Genomic DNA, 18,253 nt, shown 5'->3' on the forward strand with positions numbered 1-18,253 from the left:
GCTATGAACATGGCAGGGGCCGGACGATTTCTCGAGTGGGACGGCTGCTTCAACGCGCGTGACCTGGGGGGCGTGGGGCAGGTCGCGCCGGGGGCGGCCGTGCGCGCGGACCGGCTCGACGGGCTCACCGGACAGGGCTGGACCACCCTGGTCGCCCACGGCGTGCGGACCGTCGTCGACCTGCGCAATGACGACGAGGTGGAGGTGGACCGCGCGCCCCGCCCGGACCTCCTGACCACGGTGCGGATACCCCTGGACGGGCTGGAGCACCGGGACTTCTGGGACGTGTGGTGGGGGACCCCGGGTTTCGGAACCCCCGCGTATTTCCGGCCTTTCCTGGACCGTTTCCCCGACCGCGTCGCCGACGTGGCCCGGACGATCGCCGACGCCCCGCCCGGCGGGGTCGCCTTCCACTGCGGTCTGGGCCGGGACCGCACCGGGATCATCGCCCTCGTTCTGCTCCGGCTCGCCGGGGCGAGCCCGCGGGAGATCGCCGTCGACCACGGGCTGAGCGAGTCCCGGGTACGGGCCGGTCATGCCGCGCGGGGGATGCCGTACGACGGCGCGGAGATCGAGACGTATGTCGCCGGACTCGGCACGACCGTCCACGCACTGGCCCGGCAGGCCGCCGAACAGTTGGACGCCCGGGCCTACCTGCTCGACGCCGGACTCGACACGGGCACGCTGGAAAGGCTCGCCGACCGCCTCCGGGGCGTTGGTACCGTCGCCGGATGACGGCGAACACGAACGGTGACGTCCTGCTGCGGCACACCTGCGAACTGGGCACGACGGAGTTCGGCGAGATTCGCGCCCTGCTGGACGACGCGTTCGACGGCGACTTCGCCGACGAGGACTTCGAGCACGCGCTCGGCGGGATGCACGTCCTCGTGCGCGAGGACGGCGTGCTGATCGCGCACGGCAGCGTGGTGCAACGCCGGGTCGTGCACGCAGGTCGGGCCCTGCGGACCGGGTACGTCGAGGCGGTGGCCGTACGCGCCGACCGGCGCCGCCGCGGTCTCGCCGCGCGGGTCATGACCGAACTGGAGGGCGTGATCGGGCGGGCCTACGAGCTGGGCGCGCTGTCCGCCTCCGAGGACGGCGCCGCCCTCTACGCGGGGCGCGGCTGGCGGGTCTGGGGCGGGCGGATCGGGACGCTGGGCCCGGCCGGGCCGGAGCGACTCGCCGACGAGGAGGGTTCCACCTACTTCTGGGCACCGCCCGGCGGGGCCCTGTTGGACCCCACCGGGCGGCTCGACTTCGACTGGCGCGACGGGGACGTGCTCTGAGGCCCTGTCGGGGTCGGCGCGGGCGCGGGCCGCTCAGCCCGAGACGCTCGGCGCCCCGTACTCGACGTGGCCCGTGTAGCGGCGCGACCAGGTGCCGTCGGAGTCGGCCAGGATCGTGAAGTCGTACCAACCGCCGTTGTAGGCGACCGCGTTGAAGAAGTCCTCGCGCGAGGACTTCGCGGGGACCTTGTACGTCCACGGGCCGTCCGTGCGGTAGGCGTCGGAACGGATCGTGAAGGTGACCGCCGCCGCGGAGGTGTTGGTCATCTTGAAGTACACGGCGGTCCTGCCCGTGCCCGGCTCCACCGCGAAGCGCGCCGCGACCTCGATCCCCCCGCCCGCCTTGGACGCGTCGCCGATGAAACGGCGCAGGAAACGGTTCGGCCCGTGCATCGAGATGTCGTACTTGCCCGAGCCGCTGCCGAGGCCGACGCTGAACCAGTCCGTCGAGGTGGTGCCGGGGTCCACCGTGTACTGCCAGGGCGTCGTGTCCCGGTGCTGGTGCGGGTGGATCGAGAAGTGCGCCGGCCGCTTCGCGTGCGCGCCCAGGTTGGACATCGAGAACCAGGCCAGGATCTTCCCGGCGGCCCCGAACTCGAAGCGGTCCAGGTTGCCGTTCACCTGGTACGGCAGGGCCCGCGCCGGGCGGGTGCCGGTCTCCTGCGTCGGCAGCGCGTTGTTCTGCGGGGCGGGATTGGGCAGCGGGGCGCAGGTGGCCTGGCCGATGACCTTCGCGGTCGAGGGCAGGCCGGCGGGAACGCCGTGGACGGGGCGCGCGAAGTCGAAGACGCCGGTCAGGTCGCCCACGACCCTGCGGCGCCAGGCGCTGATGTTCGGACAGGTGGCGGGGGTGCCCAGGGCCGTCGTCCAGGTCTCCATGAACCGCAGGACGGAGGTGTGGTCGAAGACCTCGGAGCTGACCCAGCCACCACGGGTCCACGGGGACATCACCAGCATCGGGACGCGGAAGCCGAGCCCGATCGGGAGACCGTCGAGGTACTCGTCGGGCGTGCCGGGCGGAGCGACGGGCGGCGGCACGTGGTCGAAGAACCCGTCGTTCTCGTCGTAGTTGAGGAAGAGGACGGTGGAGTCGAAGACCTCCGGGTTCGCGGCCAGCGCCCGGTAGACCAGGTCCACGAAGTGCGCGCCGTCCCCGGGCGGCGCGTACGGGTGCTCGGAGAAGGCCTCGCTCGCCACGACCCAGGACACCTGCGGGAGGGTCCCGGCGACGACGTCGGCGCGGATCGCGGCCGCGATGTCGTCGGGGGTGGAACCGGTGACCTTGGGGACGGAGCCCATGCCGCGATCCCACAGCGGGTTGCCCGGGGCCGCGTCGGCGAACTTCCGGAAGTAGGCCAGGCCGTTGTCCCCGTAGTTGTCCTGGGCGTTCTGGTAGACCTTCCAGCTCATCCCGGCCCGCTGGAGCGCCTCCGCGTACGTCTCCCAGGTCAGCCCGGACTCGTCACCGCCGTCCTTGCTGCCCGCATCGACCTTGCCGCTCCACAGGAAGGTGCGGTTGGGGCCGGTGGCGCTGAGGGCGGAGCAGAAGTACGCGTCGCAGATCGTGTAGTGGTCGGCGAGCCCGTAGTGGAAGGGGATGTCGCCCCGGTCGAGGTGGCCGAGGGTACGGGTGTTGCCGACACCGAGGACGAAGTTGTCCATCCGGCCCTTGTTCCAGGCCGCGTGCTGCGAGGTCCAACTGTGCGGGAGGTCGCCGGTGCACTGCGCGAGGGTCGCGCCGTCCACCCCGCCCGCCGGCGGGGTGGCGCTGAGATTCCACGGGTACTGGCGACCGCCCCAGTTCGGCTGGTTGAACATGCCCCAGCCGCCCGGGAGGTTTCCGGCGGCGCGGTCGCCGAAGCCGCGGACGCCCTTCAGCCTGCCGAAGTAGTGGTCGAAGCTGCGGTTCTCCTGCATGAGGATCACCACGTGCTTGACGTCGGTGATCGTGCCGGTCGCGGCGGCCGCGGCCGCCGAGGTCGGGACGACCGCGGGCAGTCCGGCGCCCGCCACCAGTCCGGCGCCGATTCCCACGAAACCCCTGCGGCTGATCGGTGTCACTGACTGCTCGCCTCCAACTCGCGTGCCCCGTCGGCACATTGAGCGCAAGGGTGGCCGGACCCGCGCCAAAGGTCTACATCCGTGCGGTAAGAGTTCGGTGAACTTCCGGGTGGCCGGAATCGGCCCCCGAGACGGGCCGACATCCTGCCCGGATCGTCCCCGCGCGGCATCCCCGGACAACGTTCATCGTCCGGCCGATGCCCTGGACAGCGGTGGTTTCGCTGCCCACCCCACCACTGCGCGGATGCGGGACCGGGAAGCCCTCCGACTCCTCCCGCGGATTGGTGTGATCACGAACCAATGCCCCGCCCGGGTGCGGCCACTCGTGTACGACCTCGAAGGGATCGCGGGGAACGACCGGCGGCCCCGCACCCACCGATCCGGGCCCCGAACGGCCCAAGGGGCGCGTGGGATGCGTCACGCGGGCGGAATCCGCCTCCCTCCTCGCCGACAGAGCCCTGATCAGGGAAATCCGTGCGAACGAGGACGGAAACGGACCCTCGGGGGGCCTGTTCGGGGGGCCTTCGCGGGGGATTCCCGTCTCAGATAGTAGGAAGTCCGAGTAATTGCGGAGACATACAGCGGGACCTGGCCTAGCTTTGTAGGAGCCGAACGTCTCGCCGATCCGGCGAATGGCGGTCGAGAGCGCGCGCCCCTGGCAGGCAACCCCTGCGGCGCACCGCTCCCCGCCTCTTCCGGCGCCTTGAAGGAACCCCTCATCCGTGGCCCCGCCACGCCGTGATCTCAAGGAGTCGATCACCATGACCCGTCACACCCCCGCAGTCCGCCGCGTCCGCCACTCCTCCCAGGCGGAAGCCGACCGCAAGAACGCCGCAGCCGCCCTCCAGCGCGCCCTGGACCGCCGCGACAACGGCGGCTCGACCGGCCACTGAGCACATCGGCCGCCCCTGTGGGCGGCCTTCCGAACACACCCGGGCCCGGACGTGTTGCGTTCACCGATGTCCAGATGGTGGACGCAATATGTCTGAGGGCTGGGACAGAGAGTACGGTTTTCCCATGTCGACCAGCATCAATCTCGCAGTGATCCCCGGTGATGGCATCGGCCAGGAAGTCGTGGCTCAGGGCCTCAAGGTCCTTACCGCGGTCCTGCCCCAGGATGTGAAGCTGGAGACCAAGGAGTACGACCTCGGCGCCCGGCGCTGGCACCGCACCGGTGAGACCCTCCCGGACGCGGAACTCGAAGCGCTGAAGCACCACGACGCGATCCTGCTGGGCGCCATCGGCGACCCCTCGGTCCCCTCCGGCGTCCTGGAACGCGGTCTGCTGCTGAAGCTCCGCTTCGCCTTCGACCACTTCGTCAACCTGCGCCCGTCGAAGCTCTTCCCCAACACGGCCACCCCGCTCGCCGGCCGCCCGGAGATCGACTTCGTCGTGGTCCGCGAGGGCACCGAGGGCCCCTACACCGGCAACGGCGGCTCGCTGCGCACCGGCACCCCCGCGGAAGTGGCGACCGAGGTCAGCCTCAACACCGCGTACGGCGTCGAGCGCGTGGTCCGTGACGCCTACGCGCGGGCCGACGCCCGCCCCCGCAAGAAGCTGACGCTGGTCCACAAGAACAACGTCCTCGTGTACGCGGGTCACCTGTGGAAGAACATCTTCGACAAGGTCGGCCAGGAGTACCCCGAGGTCACCACCGACTACCTGCACGTCGACGCCGCGACGATCTTCTTCGTCACGCAGCCCGAGCGGTTCGACGTCATCGTCACGGACAACCTCTTCGGTGACATCCTCACCGACCTGGCCGCCGCCGTCACCGGCGGAATCGGCCTGGCCGCCTCCGGGAACATCAACCCGACCGGCGCCTTCCCGTCCATGTTCGAGCCCGTCCACGGCTCCGCCCCGGACATCGCCGGCACCGGCAAGGCGGACCCGACCGCGACGATCCTCTCCGTCGCCCTCCTGCTGCGCCACCTCGGCCACGAGGCCGAGGCCGCCCGCATCGAGGACGCCGTCTCCGCCGACCTGGCCGAGCGCGACGGCACCTTCCGCTCCACCGAGGCGATCGGCGACGCCCTCGCCGCGCGAGTAGCCGGCTGACCCGGCAACCCCGTCTCAGGAAGCCGCCGGGTCGCGACCACCGCACCCGGCGGCTTCTCCTGTGCGGCCCCGGGTGCCACCATCTCCCCTGGGCCGCAAACTCCCTGTTTCACCGAAGCCTCCGTGCGCGCGATAATCGAACGCGAGGCCGCGGAATGCGGGGATGCTCGGACGTCCTAGTACGCCGTGAGCGCGGTCCGCCCTACAAAACCGGTGAAGGACAAGCACTCATGACGACGCCCACGATCGAGCTCAAGCCCTCCTCGAACCCGCTGTCCGACGCGGAGCGCGAGGCGATCCTGGCCAGCCCCGGCTTCGGCCGCCACTTCACCGACCACATGGTGACGATCAAGTGGACCGAGGGTCGCGGCTGGCACGACGCAGAGCTGGTCCCGTACGCGCCGCTGTCGATGGACCCGGCGAACATGACCCTGCACTACGCGCAGACCATCTTCGAGGGCCTCAAGGCCTACAAGCAGCCCGACGGCACCGTCGCCACCTTCCGCCCCGAGGCCAACGCGGACCGCTTCCAGGCCTCCGCCCGCCGCATGGCCATGCCCGAGCTGCCCTCGGAGCTGTTCATCGCCGCCTGCGACGCGCTCATCAAGCAGGATCGCGCCTGGGTTCCGGACTCCGGCGAGGCCTCGCTGTACCTGCGCCCGTTCATGTTCGCGTCCGAGGTCGGTCTGGGCGTCCGCCCGGCCAACGAGTTCCTCTTCATGGTCATCGCCTCGCCCGCCGGCGCCTACTTCCCCGGTGGCGTCAAGCCCGTCTCCGTCTGGCTCTCCGAGGACTACGTCCGCGCGGTCAAGGGCGGCACCGGTGCGGCGAAGACCGGCGGCAACTACGCGGCCTCCCTCGTCGCCCAGGCCGAGGCGGCCTCGCACGGCTGCGACCAGGTCGTCTGGCTGGACGCCGTCGAGCACCGCTGGATCGAGGAGATGGGCGGGATGAACCTGTACTTCGTGTACGGCGACCGCATCGTCACCCCCGAACTCACCGGATCGCTCCTCCCCGGCATCACCCGCGACTCCCTCCTCACGATCGCCCGCGACCTCGGCTACACCGCCGAGGAGGGCCGCATCACCACCGAGGACTGGAAGCGCGACAACGAGAACGGCACCCTGACCGAGGTGTTCGCCTGCGGCACCGCGGCCGTCATCACCCCCGTCGGCTCGGTCAAGTCCGGCCGCGCGAACTGGACGCAGGGCACCGGCGAGCCCGGCGAGGTCACCATGAAGCTCCGCAAGGCGCTCCTCGACCTCCAGACCGGCCACACCGCCGACCGCCACGGCTGGATGCACCCGCTCGGATAGTCCGCGCTCGACTGGTCCGCGCTCGACGACGTACGGCGAGAGGCCCGCACCCGATCCGGGGTGCGGGCCTCTCGCCGTACAGGGGGGGCCGGGGCGCCTAAGCGGCGACCGGCTCGTCGGCGGCGGCATCGGCGGCCGGCGCGGGGACGGCCGCGTTCCGCCGGGTGAGGGCCGTGTAGGCGAGGCCGCCGGCCAGGCCGGACAGGACGAAGGAGCAGTCCACGCCGCCCGTCAGGGCCAACAGAGGTCCCTCGTAGAAGGGGGTGGTGACGGCGAGCAGGCCGACGCCCGCGCCGACCGCCCACGAGACGGTGGCAGCCGGGTTCCAACCGCCCCGGTACCAGTAGATCCCGCCCACCGAACGGCGGTTGAAGACCTGGAGGGCGTCCGGGTCGTACGTGCCGCGGCAGCGCGCGTGGCCGATCAGGGTGATCACCGCCCACGGGGTGCCGAGCGCGGTGAGCAGCAGCACGAACGAGGTCATCGCGGACTGGACGTCCCACTCGAAGGAGCCGACGAACACGAAGGCGGTGGCCACGCCGGCCGCGACCAGGGTGGCGGTCGTGCGGGTGGCCCGGGGCACGATCGCGTCCAGGTCGAGGCCCATGGAGTAGAGCATCAGCCCGGCGTTGCCCACGGAACCCGCGGCGGCGGCCACCAGCAGCGGGATCAGGTACCAGAACGGCGAGGCGTCGACCAGCGGCCCGGCGTACTCGGCGCCGGCCCGCGCGGCGAGGGCGGTGTACGTGCCGAAGAGCTGCGGGACCAGCAGGCCGACCAGGAGGCCGAGGGCGGTGGACCGGAGCACCTTGCGGGAGTCGTGCCGGGCGGGGGAGATGTAGCGGGTGTAGTCGCCGAGCAGGGTGATGAAGGCGACGGGACCGCTGAGACCGGCGGCGACGGCGGCGAGCAGCCAGGTCGGCCAGAAGGAGCCGAGGAGGTAGGCGGTCTCCGGCGGTGCGGCGGCGGTGAAATCGGGGGCGTAGGCGAGGACGCCGACGGCCAGCAGGACCACCATGGCGACGGACAGGATCTTGCTCATCCGCAGCAGGAGCCGGTAGCCGAACACGGCCGCGACGACGGTGCAGGCGGCCAGTGCGCCGTACATCACGGCCCGTGAGAGGCCGGTGTCCGGCAGCCCGGTGAGCCGGGACAGGGTGCCGACCATCACGTCGCCGCCGATCCACAGGGTCAGCGCCGTGTAGCCGAGGGAGAGCAGCAGGCCCACCACGGACCCGACCAGTCGACCGCGCACGCCGAACTGGGCCCCGCTGGAGGTGGACAGGTTGGTGCCGGTGCGCAGGGAGACCAGCGCCAGCGGGGCGGTGAAGGCGATCCCGACGACGGTGCCGGTCACGATCGCGGTCACCGAGGGCCACAGCCCCAGTCCGAAGGACGGGGGCAGCCAGCCGAAGACGATCACACCGAGGCAGAGGTTGGAGCCGAGGAGGATCGAGATCAGGTCACGGGGACCGCTCGTCCGCTCCTCCTCCGGGATGGTGTCGACTCCGCGCTGTTCGATGGGCATGGGGGAACTCCCTTGGCAGGGCGGGGGGTGGTTCGCAAAGGTTTGAGCGACATTCAATGTGACTCAGCCCCTGCTCTCCGGTCAATCCTTCCTGGCCGGTAAATGAAGAGTTAGAGTGATGCTCTAACCCATCGACCCCGAAGGTGGTGGATCGGCGTGCGGCTGACCCCAACCGAGCGCGACCGGCTGCTGCTCCGCGGCGCCGCGGAACCGGCCAGGGCCCACGGCATGCGAGTGTGCGCTCAACTCCCGGGTGGGCGCGGTCGATGTGGACGCGCGCAGCGGCCTCGTCTCCCTCGACGGAGAACCCCTGCGCTCCGAAGCGGCCGCCTCGGTCTCCCTCAACCGCCTGTACTTCCTGTAAGCCAGTAAGGACCCTCCATGACTGACGCTGCCGACAAGCCCGCCGCCCACGGATTCCGGATGCCCGCCGAGTGGACCCCCCACGAGCGCACCTGGATGGCCTGGCCGAGCCCCAACCCGACCTTCACCGACGAGAAGGAACTCGCCGAGGCCCGCGAGGCCTGGGGAGCCGTCGCCCGCGCCGTGCGCGCGTACGAGCCGGTGACCCTCGTCGTCTCCCCGGGCGACGCGCAGGGCGCCCGCGCGATCGTCGGCGACGACGTCGAGCTGGTCGAGCGCGAGCTGGACGACGCCTGGATGCGGGACATCGGCCCGACCTTCGTCACCGACGGCGCAGGCGGACTCGCCGCCGTCGACTGGACCTTCAACGGCTGGGGCGCCCAGACGTGGGCCCGCTGGGGCCACGACGAGAAGATCGCCCGCCACGTCTCCGACCTGGCCGGCACCCGCACCTACAGCACCCGCCTGGTCAACGAGGGCGGCGCCGTCCACGTGGACGGCGAGGGCACCGTGCTGCTCACCGACACCGTGCAGCTCGGCGCCGGACGCAACCCCGACTGGACCCGCCGGCAGGTGGAGGAGGAGATCCACGCCCACCTCGGCACGACCAAGGCGATCTGGCTGCCCTACGGCCTGGCCGGCGACTACGGCACCTACGGCACCCAGGGCCACGTGGACATCGTCGCCGCCTTCGCCCGGCCCGGCGTGGTCATGGTCCACAGCCAGCCCGACCCGGCCCACCCGGACCACGAGCGCTGCAAGACCATCGCCGCCCTCCTGCGCGCGTCCACCGACGCGCGGGGCCGGCTGCTGGAGGTCGTGGAGATCCCGGCGCCGACCGTGCTGGAGGAGGACGGCGAGTGGGTCGACTACTCGTACATCAACCACTACCTCTGCAACGACGGCGTGGTGCTCTGCTCCTTCGACGACCCGCGCGACGAGGAAGCCGCGGAGATCTTCCGGGGTCTGTTCCCCGAGCGGACCGTGACACTGGTTGACGCACGTACGATTTTCGCCGGGGGTGGCGGTATCCACTGCATCACCCAGCAACAGCCGAAGGTCTGACCCGCGGCGAACGGTTTCGAGGAGTGGTCCATGGTGGCGGGTGGAGTACGGGCGGCGCGGAAGAACGCGCCGCCGCGCGAGGACGTACTCGTCGCCGCCATGGCCACGATCGCCGAGCGCGGCCTCGAAGGCCTCACCATGGCCGGTCTCGGCCGCCAGGTGGGCATGAGCAGCGGCCACCTCCTCTACTACTTCGGCAGCAAGGACGAACTCCTGCTGCAGACCCTGGAGTGGAGCGAGGCCTCCCTCGGCGCCGAACGCCGGGCCCTGCTGTCCCGCCGCGGCCCGGTGCGCGAGCGGGTGCAGGCGTACGTCGACCTGTACGTGCCCGAGGCCGCGCGCGATCCGCACTGGACCCTGTGGCTGGAGGTCTGGAACCGCTCGCAGAACGCCGGCCCCCCGGAACGCGAGCGGCAGGCCGCCATCGAGGGAGCCTGGCACCGGGACCTGGTCGCGCTGCTCGCCGAGGGCATCTCGCGCGGCGAGTTCCGCGCGGTGGACGCCGACCGGTTCGCCGCCCGCATCAGGGCCCTGCTCGACGGGTTCAGCATCCAGGTCGCCGTCGGCCTGCCCGGGATAGGGCGCGGCGACATCCTGGAACACGTCACCGAGTTCCTGGACGAGGCGCTCGTATCGTGAGACGTCGGTCCGCGGGCGCGGCCCCTTGTGTCACACTGCGGACGTGCCTGCTCAGCTCATGATTATGGACAGCAGCGCGCCGGTCCGCAGTGACCGTTGAGCCGTGGAGAACCCACGGACGGCGGCCACAGTGCCCCAGACCCGCGCGCAGACCTCTCGCACCCGCGAGGGGTCTTTTCGTTTCCCGGCTCCATTCCTGCCGGGAGCGGGCGGCGCGCGATGATGGGGGCAGTGGATCCCCGGTCTCCGGAACCACTCATCCGACAGGAGTCAGACCAGCATGACGACGACAGAGCCGACTGCGCCGGCGGGCCCCGACGACAGCTTCCACGTCTTCGACACGACCCTGCGCGACGGCGCCCAGCGTGAGGGCATCAACCTCACGGTCGCGGACAAGCTGACCATCGCGCGGCACCTGGACGACTTCGGAGTGGGCTTCATCGAGGGCGGCTGGCCCGGCGCCAACCCCCGCGACACCGAGTTCTTCGCCCGCGCCCGTGCCGAGATCGACTTCAAGCACGCCCGCCTCGTGGCCTTCGGCGCCACCCGCCGGGCCGGCGGCTCCGCCGCCGCGGACCCCCAGGTGCGGGCCCTGCTGGAGTCCGGCGCCCCGGTGATCACCCTGGTCGCCAAGTCCCACGACCGGCACGTCGAGCTCGCACTGCGCACCACCCTCGACGAGAACCTGGAGATGGTCCGGGACACCGTCTCCCACCTCGTCGAGCAGGGACGCCGGGTCTTCGTCGACTGCGAGCACTTCTTCGACGGCTACCGCGCCAACCCCGAGTACGCGAAGGCCGTCGTCCGCACCGCCCACGAGGCCGGCGCCGACGTCGTCATCCTCTGCGACACCAACGGCGGCATGCTGCCCGCGCAGGTCTCCGCCACCGTCGCGACGGTCCTCGCCGACACCGGGGCGCGCCTGGGCATCCACGCCCAGGACGACACCGGCTGCGCCGTCGCCAACACCCTGGCCGCCGTCGACGCGGGCGCCACCCACGTCCAGTGCACCGCCAACGGCTACGGCGAGCGCGTCGGCAACGCCAATCTCTTCCCCGTCGTCGGCGCCCTGGAGATCAAGTACGGGCGCACGGTGCTCCCCGCGGGCGCGCTCGCCGAGATGACCCGGATCTCCCACGCCATCGCCGAGGTCGTCAACCTCACCCCGTCCACGCACCAGCCGTACGTCGGCGTCTCGGCCTTCGCGCACAAGGCCGGCCTGCACGCCTCGGCCATCAAGGTCGACCCCGACCTGTACCAGCACATCGACCCCGAGCGGGTCGGCAACACCATGCGGATGCTGGTCTCCGACATGGCGGGCCGCGCCTCCATCGAGCTCAAGGGCAAGGAACTCGGCGTCGACCTCGGCGGCGACCGCGCCCTGATCTCCCGGGTCGTGGAGCGGGTCAAGGCGCGGGAGCTCCAGGGCTACACCTACGAGGCCGCCGACGCCTCCTTCGAACTGCTGCTGCGGGCCGAGGCCGAGGGCCGGGCGCGCAAGTACTTCCGGATCGAGTCCTGGCGGGCGATCGTCGAGGACCGCCCGGACGGCACCCACGCCAACGAGGCCACGGTCAAACTGTGGGCCAAGGGCGAACGGATCGTCGCGACGGCGGAGGGCAACGGCCCGGTCAACGCACTGGACCGGGCCCTGCGGGTGGCGCTGGAGCCGTTCTACCCGCAGCTCGCCAAGTTCGAGCTGATCGACTACAAGGTCCGCATCCTGGAGGGCAAGCACGGCACCGACTCCACCACGCGCGTGCTGATCGCCACGACGGACGGCGCCGGCGAGTGGTCCACGGTCGGCGTCGGAACGAACGTCATCGCCGCGTCCTGGCAGGCCCTGGAGGACGCCTTCACGTACGGCCTGCTGCGCGCGGGCGTCGAACCGGCCGAGTAGCGGCCCCGACCGACCGCCTCGGGTCCGGACCGTCCGGACCCGAACGGCGACGGGGTGCACGGCCGGCGCTTATGCCCCGCTCACACGGAAAAGGGGCGATTCGGGTAGCGTCGTGACCATGAGGACCAGGCTCGTTTCCGTGTTTTCCGGTCTGCTGCTGGGCCTGTCCGCGGCGGCCCTCGTGGTCGCCCCGCAGGCGTCGGCCGCCACCGGGGTCAGTGCCGTCGGGGAGGCCCTCAAGGAGGGCCCGGTCTACGTCGATCCCGGCGCGCGTGCCCAGCTCTCGGCGGCGCAGGCGGACGCCCTCGCGAAGAGGATCAAGGACGCGGGGAAGCCGGTCTTCGTCGCCGTCCTCCCCGCCGGCGCGGCGTTCCCCGAGCGGGGCCTGCTCGCCGCCGTCCGTGCCCAGACGGGGATCACGGGTCTCTACGCGGTCCGGCTCGGCGAGGGCTTCGACGCCGGCGCCGACCCGAGGGTGATGCCGAGGAACGCCGTCCAGAACCTCACCTCGTCCGTCAAGGTCGGCGGCCCGGTGGACGCGAACACCCAGCTGAACGACTTCGTCGACCAGGCCCTCACCCAGGTCAAGGGGAACGCCCCCGCCTCCTGGGGCGGCGCGGCCGCGGACGACGGCGCCCCGGTCGGCGGGCTGATCACCCTCGGTGTGGTGGCCGTGGTCGGCGGTGGCGGCGCCTACGCGCTGGTCCGCCGCAACCGGAAGCGGAAGGAAGAGGAGCGGCGCGAGGCCATCGCACGCCTCGGCGTGGTCGTCGACGAGGACATCACGGCCTTCGGCGAGGAGCTGGAGCGGCTCGACTTCCACCCCGGCGAGCCCGGCGCGGACGACGCGATGCGCAAGGACTACGAACAGGGCTTGGACTCCTACGAGAAGGCCAAGCAGATCATGGCCTCGGTCCAGCGCCCCGACGAGGTGCAGGGTGTGACCCAGGCGCTGGAGGACGGGCGGTACGCGCTCGCCTGCCTGGACGCGCGCCGGCAGGGCAGGCAGGTGCCCGAGCGCCGCTCGCCCTGTTTCTTCGACCCGCGCCACGGGCCGAGCACGCAGGACGCGAACTGGGCCCCGGCGGGCGGGACGGCCCGTACCGTGCCGGTCTGCGAGGCGGACGCCGTGCGGCTGCGCGACGGCCTGGACCCGGCGGTCCGCACCGTCGACACGGAGCGCGGGCCGCGCCCCTACTACGACGCGGGCCCGGCGTACGGTCCCTGGGCCGGCGGGTACTTCGGCGGCGGCATGCTGCCGGGCCTGCTGATGGGCACGATGCTCGGCTCGATGATGTCGACCCCGGCCTACGCCGCGGACTTCGGCGGTGCGGGCGGCGGCTACGACGGGGGAGACGTCTCCGGCGCCGACTTCAACCCGTCCGACTTCGGGGGCGGGGACTTCGGCGGCGGTGGCGGTTTCGACGGGGGCGGCGGCTTCGACGGCGGGGGCGGCTTCTAGCCACCCCCGGACCCGCGCGTCCGTCTCCCTCCCCCCGGCCCCGTCCCCTCTCGGGGCGGGGTCAGGCCTGCTTGATGGCCGAGATGTCGAAGGTCAGCTTCACCTTGTCGCTGACCATCACGCCGCCGGTCTCCAGGGCGGCGTTCCAGGTCAGGCCCCAGTCGGAGCGCAGGATCTCGGCGGAGCCCTCGAAGCCGACGCGCTCGTTGCCGTAGACGTCGGTGGCGGAGCCGTTGAACTCCAGGTCGATGGAGAGCGGACGCGTGACGTCCTTGATCGTCAGGTCGCCGGTGATCCGGTACGCGTCCCCGCCCAGCTGGGCCGCGCCGGTGGAGCGGAAGGTCATCAGCGGGAAGGCCTCGGCGTCGAAGAAGTCGCCGCTGCGCAGGTGGCCGTCGCGGTCGGCGATGCCGGTGTCGACGGAGGCGATCTTCACGTCGATGGAGGCGGTGGAGCGGGACGGGTCGGCGCCGTCCAGGTGCAGGCCGCCCTCGTGCTCCGCGAAGGAGCCGCGGACGTTGGTGACCATCGCGTGCCGGACGGTGAAGCCGATGCTGCTGTGCGCGGGGTCGATGACGTAGTCACCGGTGAGGGCGGCGAGCGCCGGGTCCACCGGGAGGGTGGCGAGCGACGACGCGGCGTCGGTGTCCTGGCTGCGGCGGGTGAAGAGACCCATGACTTCCTCCTTGGTGGGGGTGCGGACCTGCCGCACCTGGTTGTTTAACGTTCAACGAGATTGACGCTAGGCCTATTCCGTTCAAATTTCAACTTCTGGAGGGTGTGTCCTGTCGTTTTGTCGTATCCCCACAAAGGCCCAGCGCCCCGGCTGGTGGAGTCCTTGCATCGTTCGGCGGTTCTGTCCGGGCCTCACAGCGGATGACTCCGGAGACTGTGCGGAACCAACGGAGGGTTTTGACCCCGTCACTTCGTAAGGTCGGTACATGACCGTTGTGGACCAGACCCCGAGCGAGCCGACGGACGCCCGCGGGCGCGTGGCCGAGCTGCACTCCCTGCGCGACGAGGCCCGCCGCGGCCCGAGCGACCGGGCCACCGAGGCGCAGCACGCCAAGGGCAAGCTGACCGCCCGCGAGCGGATCGCGTTGCTGCTCGACGAGGGTTCGTTCAAGGAGGTCGAGCAGCTGCGTCGGCACCGGGCCACGGGTTTCGGCCTGGAGGGGAAGAAGCCCTACACCGACGGTGTGATCACGGGTTGGGGCACGGTCGAGGGCCGTACGGTCTTCGTCTACGCGCACGACTTCCGGATCTTCGGCGGTGCGCTGGGCGAGGCCCACGCGACGAAGATCCACAAGATCATGGACATGGCCATCGCGGCCGGTGCCCCGCTGGTGTCCCTCAACGACGGCGCGGGCGCCCGCATCCAGGAGGGCGTCTCGGCGCTGGCCGGCTACGGCGGCATCTTCCAGCGCAACACCAAGGCCTCGGGCGTCATCCCGCAGATCTCGGTCATGCTCGGCCCCTGCGCCGGCGGCGCCGCCTACTCCCCGGCCCTCACCGACTTCGTGTTCATGGTCCGGGACACCTCGCAGATGTTCATCACCGGCCCGGACGTGGTCCGCGCGGTGACCGGCGAGGAGATCACCCAGAACGGCCTCGGCGGCGCCGACGTCCACGCCGAGACCTCGGGCGTCGCGCACTTCGCGTACGACGACGAGGAGACCTGCATCTCCGAGGTCCGCTACCTCATCACGATGCTCCCCTCCAACAACCGCGAGAACCCGCCGGTCCACCAGAGCGACGACCCCCGCGACCGCCGCTCCGACGTGCTCCTGGACCTGGTCCCCGCCGACGGCAACCGCCCGTACGACATGCTCAAGGTCATCGAGGAACTCGTCGACGACGGCGACGTCCTGGAGATCCACGAGCGCTGGGCCCGCAACATCATCTGCGCCCTCGCCCGCCTGGACGGCCAGGTCGTCGGCATCGTCGCCAACCAGCCCGGCCACCTCGCCGGCGTCCTGGACATCCACGCGTCAGAGAAGGCCGCGCGTTTCGTCCAGCTCTGCGACGCCTTCAACATCCCGATCGTCACCCTGCTGGACGTCCCCGGCTTCCTGCCGGGCGTCGACCAGGAACACGGCGGCATCATCCGCCACGGCGCCAAACTGCTCTACGCCTACTGCAACGCCACCGTCCCGCGCATCTCGCTGATCCTGCGCAAGGCCTACGGCGGCGCCTACATCGTCATGGACTCCCAGTCCATCGGCGCCGACCTCACCTACGCCTGGCCCACCAACGAGATCGCCGTCATGGGCGCCGAGGGCGCGGCCAACGTCATCTTCCGCAAGCAGATCGCCGACGCCGAAGACCCCGAGGCCATGCGTGCCCGGATGGTCAAGGAGTACAAGGCCGAGCTGATGCACCCGTACTACGCGGCCGAACGCGGCCTCGTGGACGACGTCATCGACCCCGCCGAGACCCGCGAGGTCCTGGTCAGCGCCCTCGCGATGCTCCGCACCAAGCACGCCGACCTGCCGTCGCGCAAGCACGGCAACCCGCCTCAGTAACACGAAGGAGACCTGCCACCGATGAGCATCACCGCCGACACCCTGCTGAAGGTCGAGAAGGGCAACGCCGCCCCCGAGGAACTCGCCGCGATCACCGCGATCCTCCTCGCCCGCGCCGCCACCACCCCCGCCGAGGCCTCCGCCCGCATCGCCCGCACCCAGGCCGGCTGGCGCCGCCTGGAACGCAGCCCCGGCTTCCACGCCCCGCACAGCTGGCGCGGCTAGTACGCGCGGCACGTCACACGGTTCACCGAGAGCGCCGGGGCCCCGCCCCGGCGCTCTCGCGCACCCCGGACACACCGCGGAGAGCGCACGTACGGCTCCTGTGTGGCCCGCGAGCCGCGGAGACGCGGAAAAGGCCCCTCACGCTCCGACGGAGCGTGAGGGGCCCTTCTCGTGCCTTCAGCGGAACCGCTAGCGCAGGCGCGCCATCAGCGCGTGCTCGACGAGCGTGATGAGCGCGCTCTTGGCGTCCGCGCGGTGGCGGGCGTCGGTGGTGATGATCGGGGCGTCCGGGCCGATCTGCAGGGCCTCGCGGACTTCCTCCGGCGTATAGGGCTGGTGCCCCTCGAAGCCGTTGAGCGCCACGACGAACGGCAGGCCGCTGTTCTCGAAGTAGTCGACGGCGGGGAAACAGTCCGCGAGCCGGCGGGTGTCCACGAGCACCACGGCGCCGATCGCGCCGCGTACCAGGTCGTCCCACATGAACCAGAAGCGGTCCTGACCCGGCGTACCGAAGAGGTACAGGATCAGGTCCTGGTCCAGGGTGATGCGGCCGAAGTCCATGGCGACCGTGGTCGTCGTCTTGTCACCGGTGTGGGTGAGGTCGTCGATTCCGGCGGAGGCGCTGGTCATGACGGCCTCGGTGCGCAGCGGGTTGATCTCGGAGACCGCGCCGACGAACGTGGTCTTGCCCACGCCGAAGCCGCCGGCCACCACGATCTTCGCGGAGGTGGTGGAGCGAGCCGCTCCGCCGTTAGAGCTTGCGAAGTCCACTGAGCACCCTTTCGAGCAGTGTCACGTCTGGCTGGCCGCCGGCAGACTCGTCGCCGCCGGGCTGGTGAATGGCGACAAGGCCCGCCTCCGCCAGGTCGGCGACGAGGATGCGGGCGACACCAAGAGGAATGGAGAGGAGTGCCGAGATCTCCGCGACGGATTTGATCTCCTGGCACAGACGGCAGATGCGCTGATGCTCGGGCAACTGCCCTTGCAGCCGCGCGGGATCGGCCGTGGTGCTGACCAGCGCCTCGATGGCGAGCTGGTAGCGCGGCCGGGTACGGCCGCCGGTCATGGCGTACGGACGCACCAGCGGGTTGTGGGCCTTCGGGGCCTGCGGCTGCGAGGAGCGCGAGGGCCGCTGCGAAGGCCGGTAGGGCTGCTGGGGTTGCTGGGGCTGGCCGTACGAAGGCTGCTGCTGGTACGGGTTGTGCTCCGGCGCGGGCCGGCTGGGAGTGGAGGGGAAGTTGAAGCGGTTCTGGTCGTGCCCACCCTGCGGCTGCTGCGCGCCGCCATAAGGATGTCCTCCGGGTGTTGTCACGTTTCCTCCTCCGACTCCAAGAACGCAGTACTCCCTGTGGAACCGCGCCACCGCACCCTATGGTGCGATGACGCGAAACGCACTGCCTGTCTGCTAGTTGAGCAGACTTCCCTGCAGCTCCGCACGCAGGTCCGGGGTGAGGACACTGCCTGCTCGATCCACAAGAAGGGCCATTTCGTAGCCCACCAGGCCGATGTCGCACTCGGGGTGCGCGAGCACCGCGAGCGAGGATCCGTCGGACACGGACATGAGGAAAAGGAATCCCCGGTCCATCTCGACGACCGTCTGGTTGACGGCGCCGCCCTCGAAGATGCGGGAGGCGCCGGCGGTCAGCGACGTCAGACCGGAGGCCACGGCCGCCAGCTGATCGGCGCGGTCGCGCGGGAATCCGTCGGACATCGCCAGAAGGAGTCCGTCGGCGGAGACCACCACGGTGTGGGACACCCCAGGGGTGTTGTCCACGAAGTTGGTGATCAACCAGTTCAGGTTCTGTGCCGCCTGGCTCATCGGGCT

The 18,253-nt window shown here is 71.0% G+C and carries 17 protein-coding genes; 11 read left to right on the forward strand and 6 right to left on the reverse strand.

What is annotated here, in order from left to right:
• Positions 1–3: 3 nt before the first annotated feature.
• Complete coding sequence (locus ACQEVM_RS07950) at positions 4–735, forward strand: tyrosine-protein phosphatase (RefSeq protein ID WP_433076391.1); 732 nt, start codon at positions 4–6, stop codon at positions 733–735.
• Positions 732–1,286: a GNAT family N-acetyltransferase gene (locus ACQEVM_RS07955; protein ID WP_433076393.1), complete on the forward strand. Its 555-nt coding sequence runs from the start codon at positions 732–734 to the stop codon at positions 1,284–1,286. The genes ACQEVM_RS07950 and ACQEVM_RS07955 overlap by 4 nt, the downstream gene beginning before the upstream one ends.
• A 33-nt stretch (positions 1,287–1,319) precedes the next feature.
• Here ACQEVM_RS07955 and ACQEVM_RS07960 read toward each other — a convergent pair whose 3' ends face one another.
• Positions 1,320–3,347, reverse strand: coding sequence for a phosphocholine-specific phospholipase C (locus tag ACQEVM_RS07960; RefSeq protein ID WP_433076395.1), 2,028 nt, complete (start codon positions 3,345–3,347; stop codon positions 1,320–1,322).
• A 761-nt stretch (positions 3,348–4,108) separates the two neighbouring features.
• On the opposite strand from ACQEVM_RS07960, the gene ACQEVM_RS07965 reads away from it, so the two are divergent.
• The 3 genes from ACQEVM_RS07965 to ACQEVM_RS07975 all read left to right on the forward strand — a co-directional run bounded on the left by ACQEVM_RS07965 (position 4,109) and on the right by ACQEVM_RS07975 (position 6,721).
• Entirely contained in the window at positions 4,109–4,240 is a 132-nt protein-coding gene (locus ACQEVM_RS07965; protein WP_266950054.1) for a hypothetical protein, read from the forward strand.
• Between the two features lie 124 nt (positions 4,241–4,364).
• Positions 4,365–5,405, forward strand: a complete 1,041-nt coding sequence (locus tag ACQEVM_RS07970) for a 3-isopropylmalate dehydrogenase (RefSeq protein ID WP_351384709.1) — start codon at positions 4,365–4,367, stop codon at positions 5,403–5,405.
• 230 nt (positions 5,406–5,635) lie between these two features.
• Positions 5,636–6,721: a branched-chain amino acid aminotransferase gene (locus ACQEVM_RS07975; protein ID WP_351384706.1), complete on the forward strand. Its 1,086-nt coding sequence runs from the start codon at positions 5,636–5,638 to the stop codon at positions 6,719–6,721.
• Positions 6,722–6,818: 97 nt separating this feature from the next.
• Here the strand turns inward: ACQEVM_RS07975 and ACQEVM_RS07980 are convergent, their stop codons facing one another.
• On the reverse strand, positions 6,819–8,249 hold the full coding sequence (locus ACQEVM_RS07980; RefSeq protein WP_433076398.1) for a cytosine permease: 1,431 nt from the start codon (positions 8,247–8,249) through the stop codon (positions 6,819–6,821).
• A gap of 381 nt (positions 8,250–8,630) precedes the next feature.
• Between ACQEVM_RS07980 and ACQEVM_RS07985 the strand changes: the two genes are divergently transcribed.
• The 4 genes from ACQEVM_RS07985 (at position 8,631) to ACQEVM_RS08000 (ending at position 13,678) form a co-directional block, all read left to right on the forward strand.
• Positions 8,631–9,677 carry an agmatine deiminase family protein gene (locus ACQEVM_RS07985; RefSeq protein ID WP_433076400.1) on the forward strand — a complete coding sequence of 349 codons (1,047 nt, stop codon included), beginning with the start codon at positions 8,631–8,633 and terminating at the stop codon, positions 9,675–9,677.
• Between the two features lie 30 nt (positions 9,678–9,707).
• Entirely contained in the window at positions 9,708–10,316 is a 609-nt protein-coding gene (locus ACQEVM_RS07990; protein WP_433076402.1) for a TetR/AcrR family transcriptional regulator, read from the forward strand.
• Between the two features lie 280 nt (positions 10,317–10,596).
• A complete protein-coding gene (gene cimA, locus ACQEVM_RS07995; protein ID WP_433076404.1) occupies positions 10,597–12,216 on the forward strand; it encodes a citramalate synthase in 1,620 nt (539 codons plus the stop codon).
• Positions 12,217–12,334: 118 nt separating this feature from the next.
• Positions 12,335–13,678: a hypothetical protein gene (locus ACQEVM_RS08000; RefSeq protein WP_433076406.1), complete on the forward strand. Its 1,344-nt coding sequence runs from the start codon at positions 12,335–12,337 to the stop codon at positions 13,676–13,678.
• Positions 13,679–13,739: 61 nt separating this feature from the next.
• On the opposite strand, the gene ACQEVM_RS08005 is transcribed toward ACQEVM_RS08000, so the two are convergent.
• The gene (locus tag ACQEVM_RS08005; protein WP_433076408.1) at positions 13,740–14,354 is read right to left on the reverse strand and encodes a YceI family protein; all 615 of its coding nucleotides are present in this window, start codon (positions 14,352–14,354) and stop codon (positions 13,740–13,742) included.
• Between the two features lie 265 nt (positions 14,355–14,619).
• Here ACQEVM_RS08005 and ACQEVM_RS08010 point away from each other — a divergent pair, with 265 nt between their 5' ends.
• On the forward strand, positions 14,620–16,203 hold the full coding sequence (locus tag ACQEVM_RS08010) for an acyl-CoA carboxylase subunit beta (RefSeq protein ID WP_433076410.1): 1,584 nt from the start codon (positions 14,620–14,622) through the stop codon (positions 16,201–16,203).
• Between the two features lie 21 nt (positions 16,204–16,224).
• Positions 16,225–16,428, forward strand: coding sequence for an acyl-CoA carboxylase subunit epsilon (locus ACQEVM_RS08015; RefSeq protein WP_433076412.1), 204 nt, complete (start codon positions 16,225–16,227; stop codon positions 16,426–16,428).
• A gap of 189 nt (positions 16,429–16,617) precedes the next feature.
• Here the strand turns inward: ACQEVM_RS08015 and ACQEVM_RS08020 are convergent, their stop codons facing one another.
• The 3 genes from ACQEVM_RS08020 to ACQEVM_RS08030 form a co-directional block, all read right to left on the reverse strand.
• Positions 16,618–17,199: a GTP-binding protein gene (locus ACQEVM_RS08020; protein WP_327278743.1), complete on the reverse strand. Its 582-nt coding sequence runs from the start codon at positions 17,197–17,199 to the stop codon at positions 16,618–16,620.
• Entirely contained in the window at positions 17,180–17,740 is a 561-nt protein-coding gene (locus tag ACQEVM_RS08025; RefSeq protein ID WP_053675050.1) for a DUF742 domain-containing protein, read from the reverse strand. Before ACQEVM_RS08025 ends, ACQEVM_RS08020 begins: the two co-directional genes overlap by 20 nt.
• A 93-nt stretch (positions 17,741–17,833) precedes the next feature.
• Positions 17,834–18,247: a roadblock/LC7 domain-containing protein gene (locus tag ACQEVM_RS08030; protein WP_030037347.1), complete on the reverse strand. Its 414-nt coding sequence runs from the start codon at positions 18,245–18,247 to the stop codon at positions 17,834–17,836.
• Positions 18,248–18,253 lie beyond the last annotated feature (6 nt).

This window comes from Streptomyces sp. CA-243310 (genome assembly GCF_050936775.1).
In the GTDB taxonomy this organism is placed as follows: Bacteria; Actinomycetota; Actinomycetes; order Streptomycetales; family Streptomycetaceae; genus Streptomyces.

Excerpts from the sequence above, each read along its gene's own strand:
- ACQEVM_RS07965 (WP_266950054.1), top strand. The coding sequence starts at position 4,109 with ATGACCCGTCACACCCCCGCAGTCCGCCGCGTCCGCCACTCCTCCCAG.
- ACQEVM_RS08005 (WP_433076408.1), bottom strand. The coding sequence starts at position 14,354 with ATGGGTCTCTTCACCCGCCGCAGCCAGGACACCGACGCCGCGTCGTCG.
- ACQEVM_RS07985 (WP_433076400.1), top strand. The coding sequence starts at position 8,631 with ATGACTGACGCTGCCGACAAGCCCGCCGCCCACGGATTCCGGATGCCC.
- ACQEVM_RS07975 (WP_351384706.1), top strand. The coding sequence starts at position 5,636 with ATGACGACGCCCACGATCGAGCTCAAGCCCTCCTCGAACCCGCTGTCC.
- ACQEVM_RS07990 (WP_433076402.1), top strand. The coding sequence starts at position 9,708 with ATGGTGGCGGGTGGAGTACGGGCGGCGCGGAAGAACGCGCCGCCGCGC.
- ACQEVM_RS08015 (WP_433076412.1), top strand. The coding sequence starts at position 16,225 with ATGAGCATCACCGCCGACACCCTGCTGAAGGTCGAGAAGGGCAACGCC.
- ACQEVM_RS07950 (WP_433076391.1), top strand. The coding sequence starts at position 4 with ATGAACATGGCAGGGGCCGGACGATTTCTCGAGTGGGACGGCTGCTTC.
- ACQEVM_RS08010 (WP_433076410.1), top strand. The coding sequence starts at position 14,620 with ATGACCGTTGTGGACCAGACCCCGAGCGAGCCGACGGACGCCCGCGGG.
- ACQEVM_RS08030 (WP_030037347.1), bottom strand. The coding sequence starts at position 18,247 with ATGAGCCAGGCGGCACAGAACCTGAACTGGTTGATCACCAACTTCGTG.
- ACQEVM_RS07970 (WP_351384709.1), top strand. The coding sequence starts at position 4,365 with ATGTCGACCAGCATCAATCTCGCAGTGATCCCCGGTGATGGCATCGGC.
- cimA (WP_433076404.1), top strand. The coding sequence starts at position 10,597 with ATGACGACGACAGAGCCGACTGCGCCGGCGGGCCCCGACGACAGCTTC.
- ACQEVM_RS07955 (WP_433076393.1), top strand. The coding sequence starts at position 732 with ATGACGGCGAACACGAACGGTGACGTCCTGCTGCGGCACACCTGCGAA.
- ACQEVM_RS07980 (WP_433076398.1), bottom strand. The coding sequence starts at position 8,249 with ATGCCCATCGAACAGCGCGGAGTCGACACCATCCCGGAGGAGGAGCGG.
- ACQEVM_RS08000 (WP_433076406.1), top strand. The coding sequence starts at position 12,335 with ATGAGGACCAGGCTCGTTTCCGTGTTTTCCGGTCTGCTGCTGGGCCTG.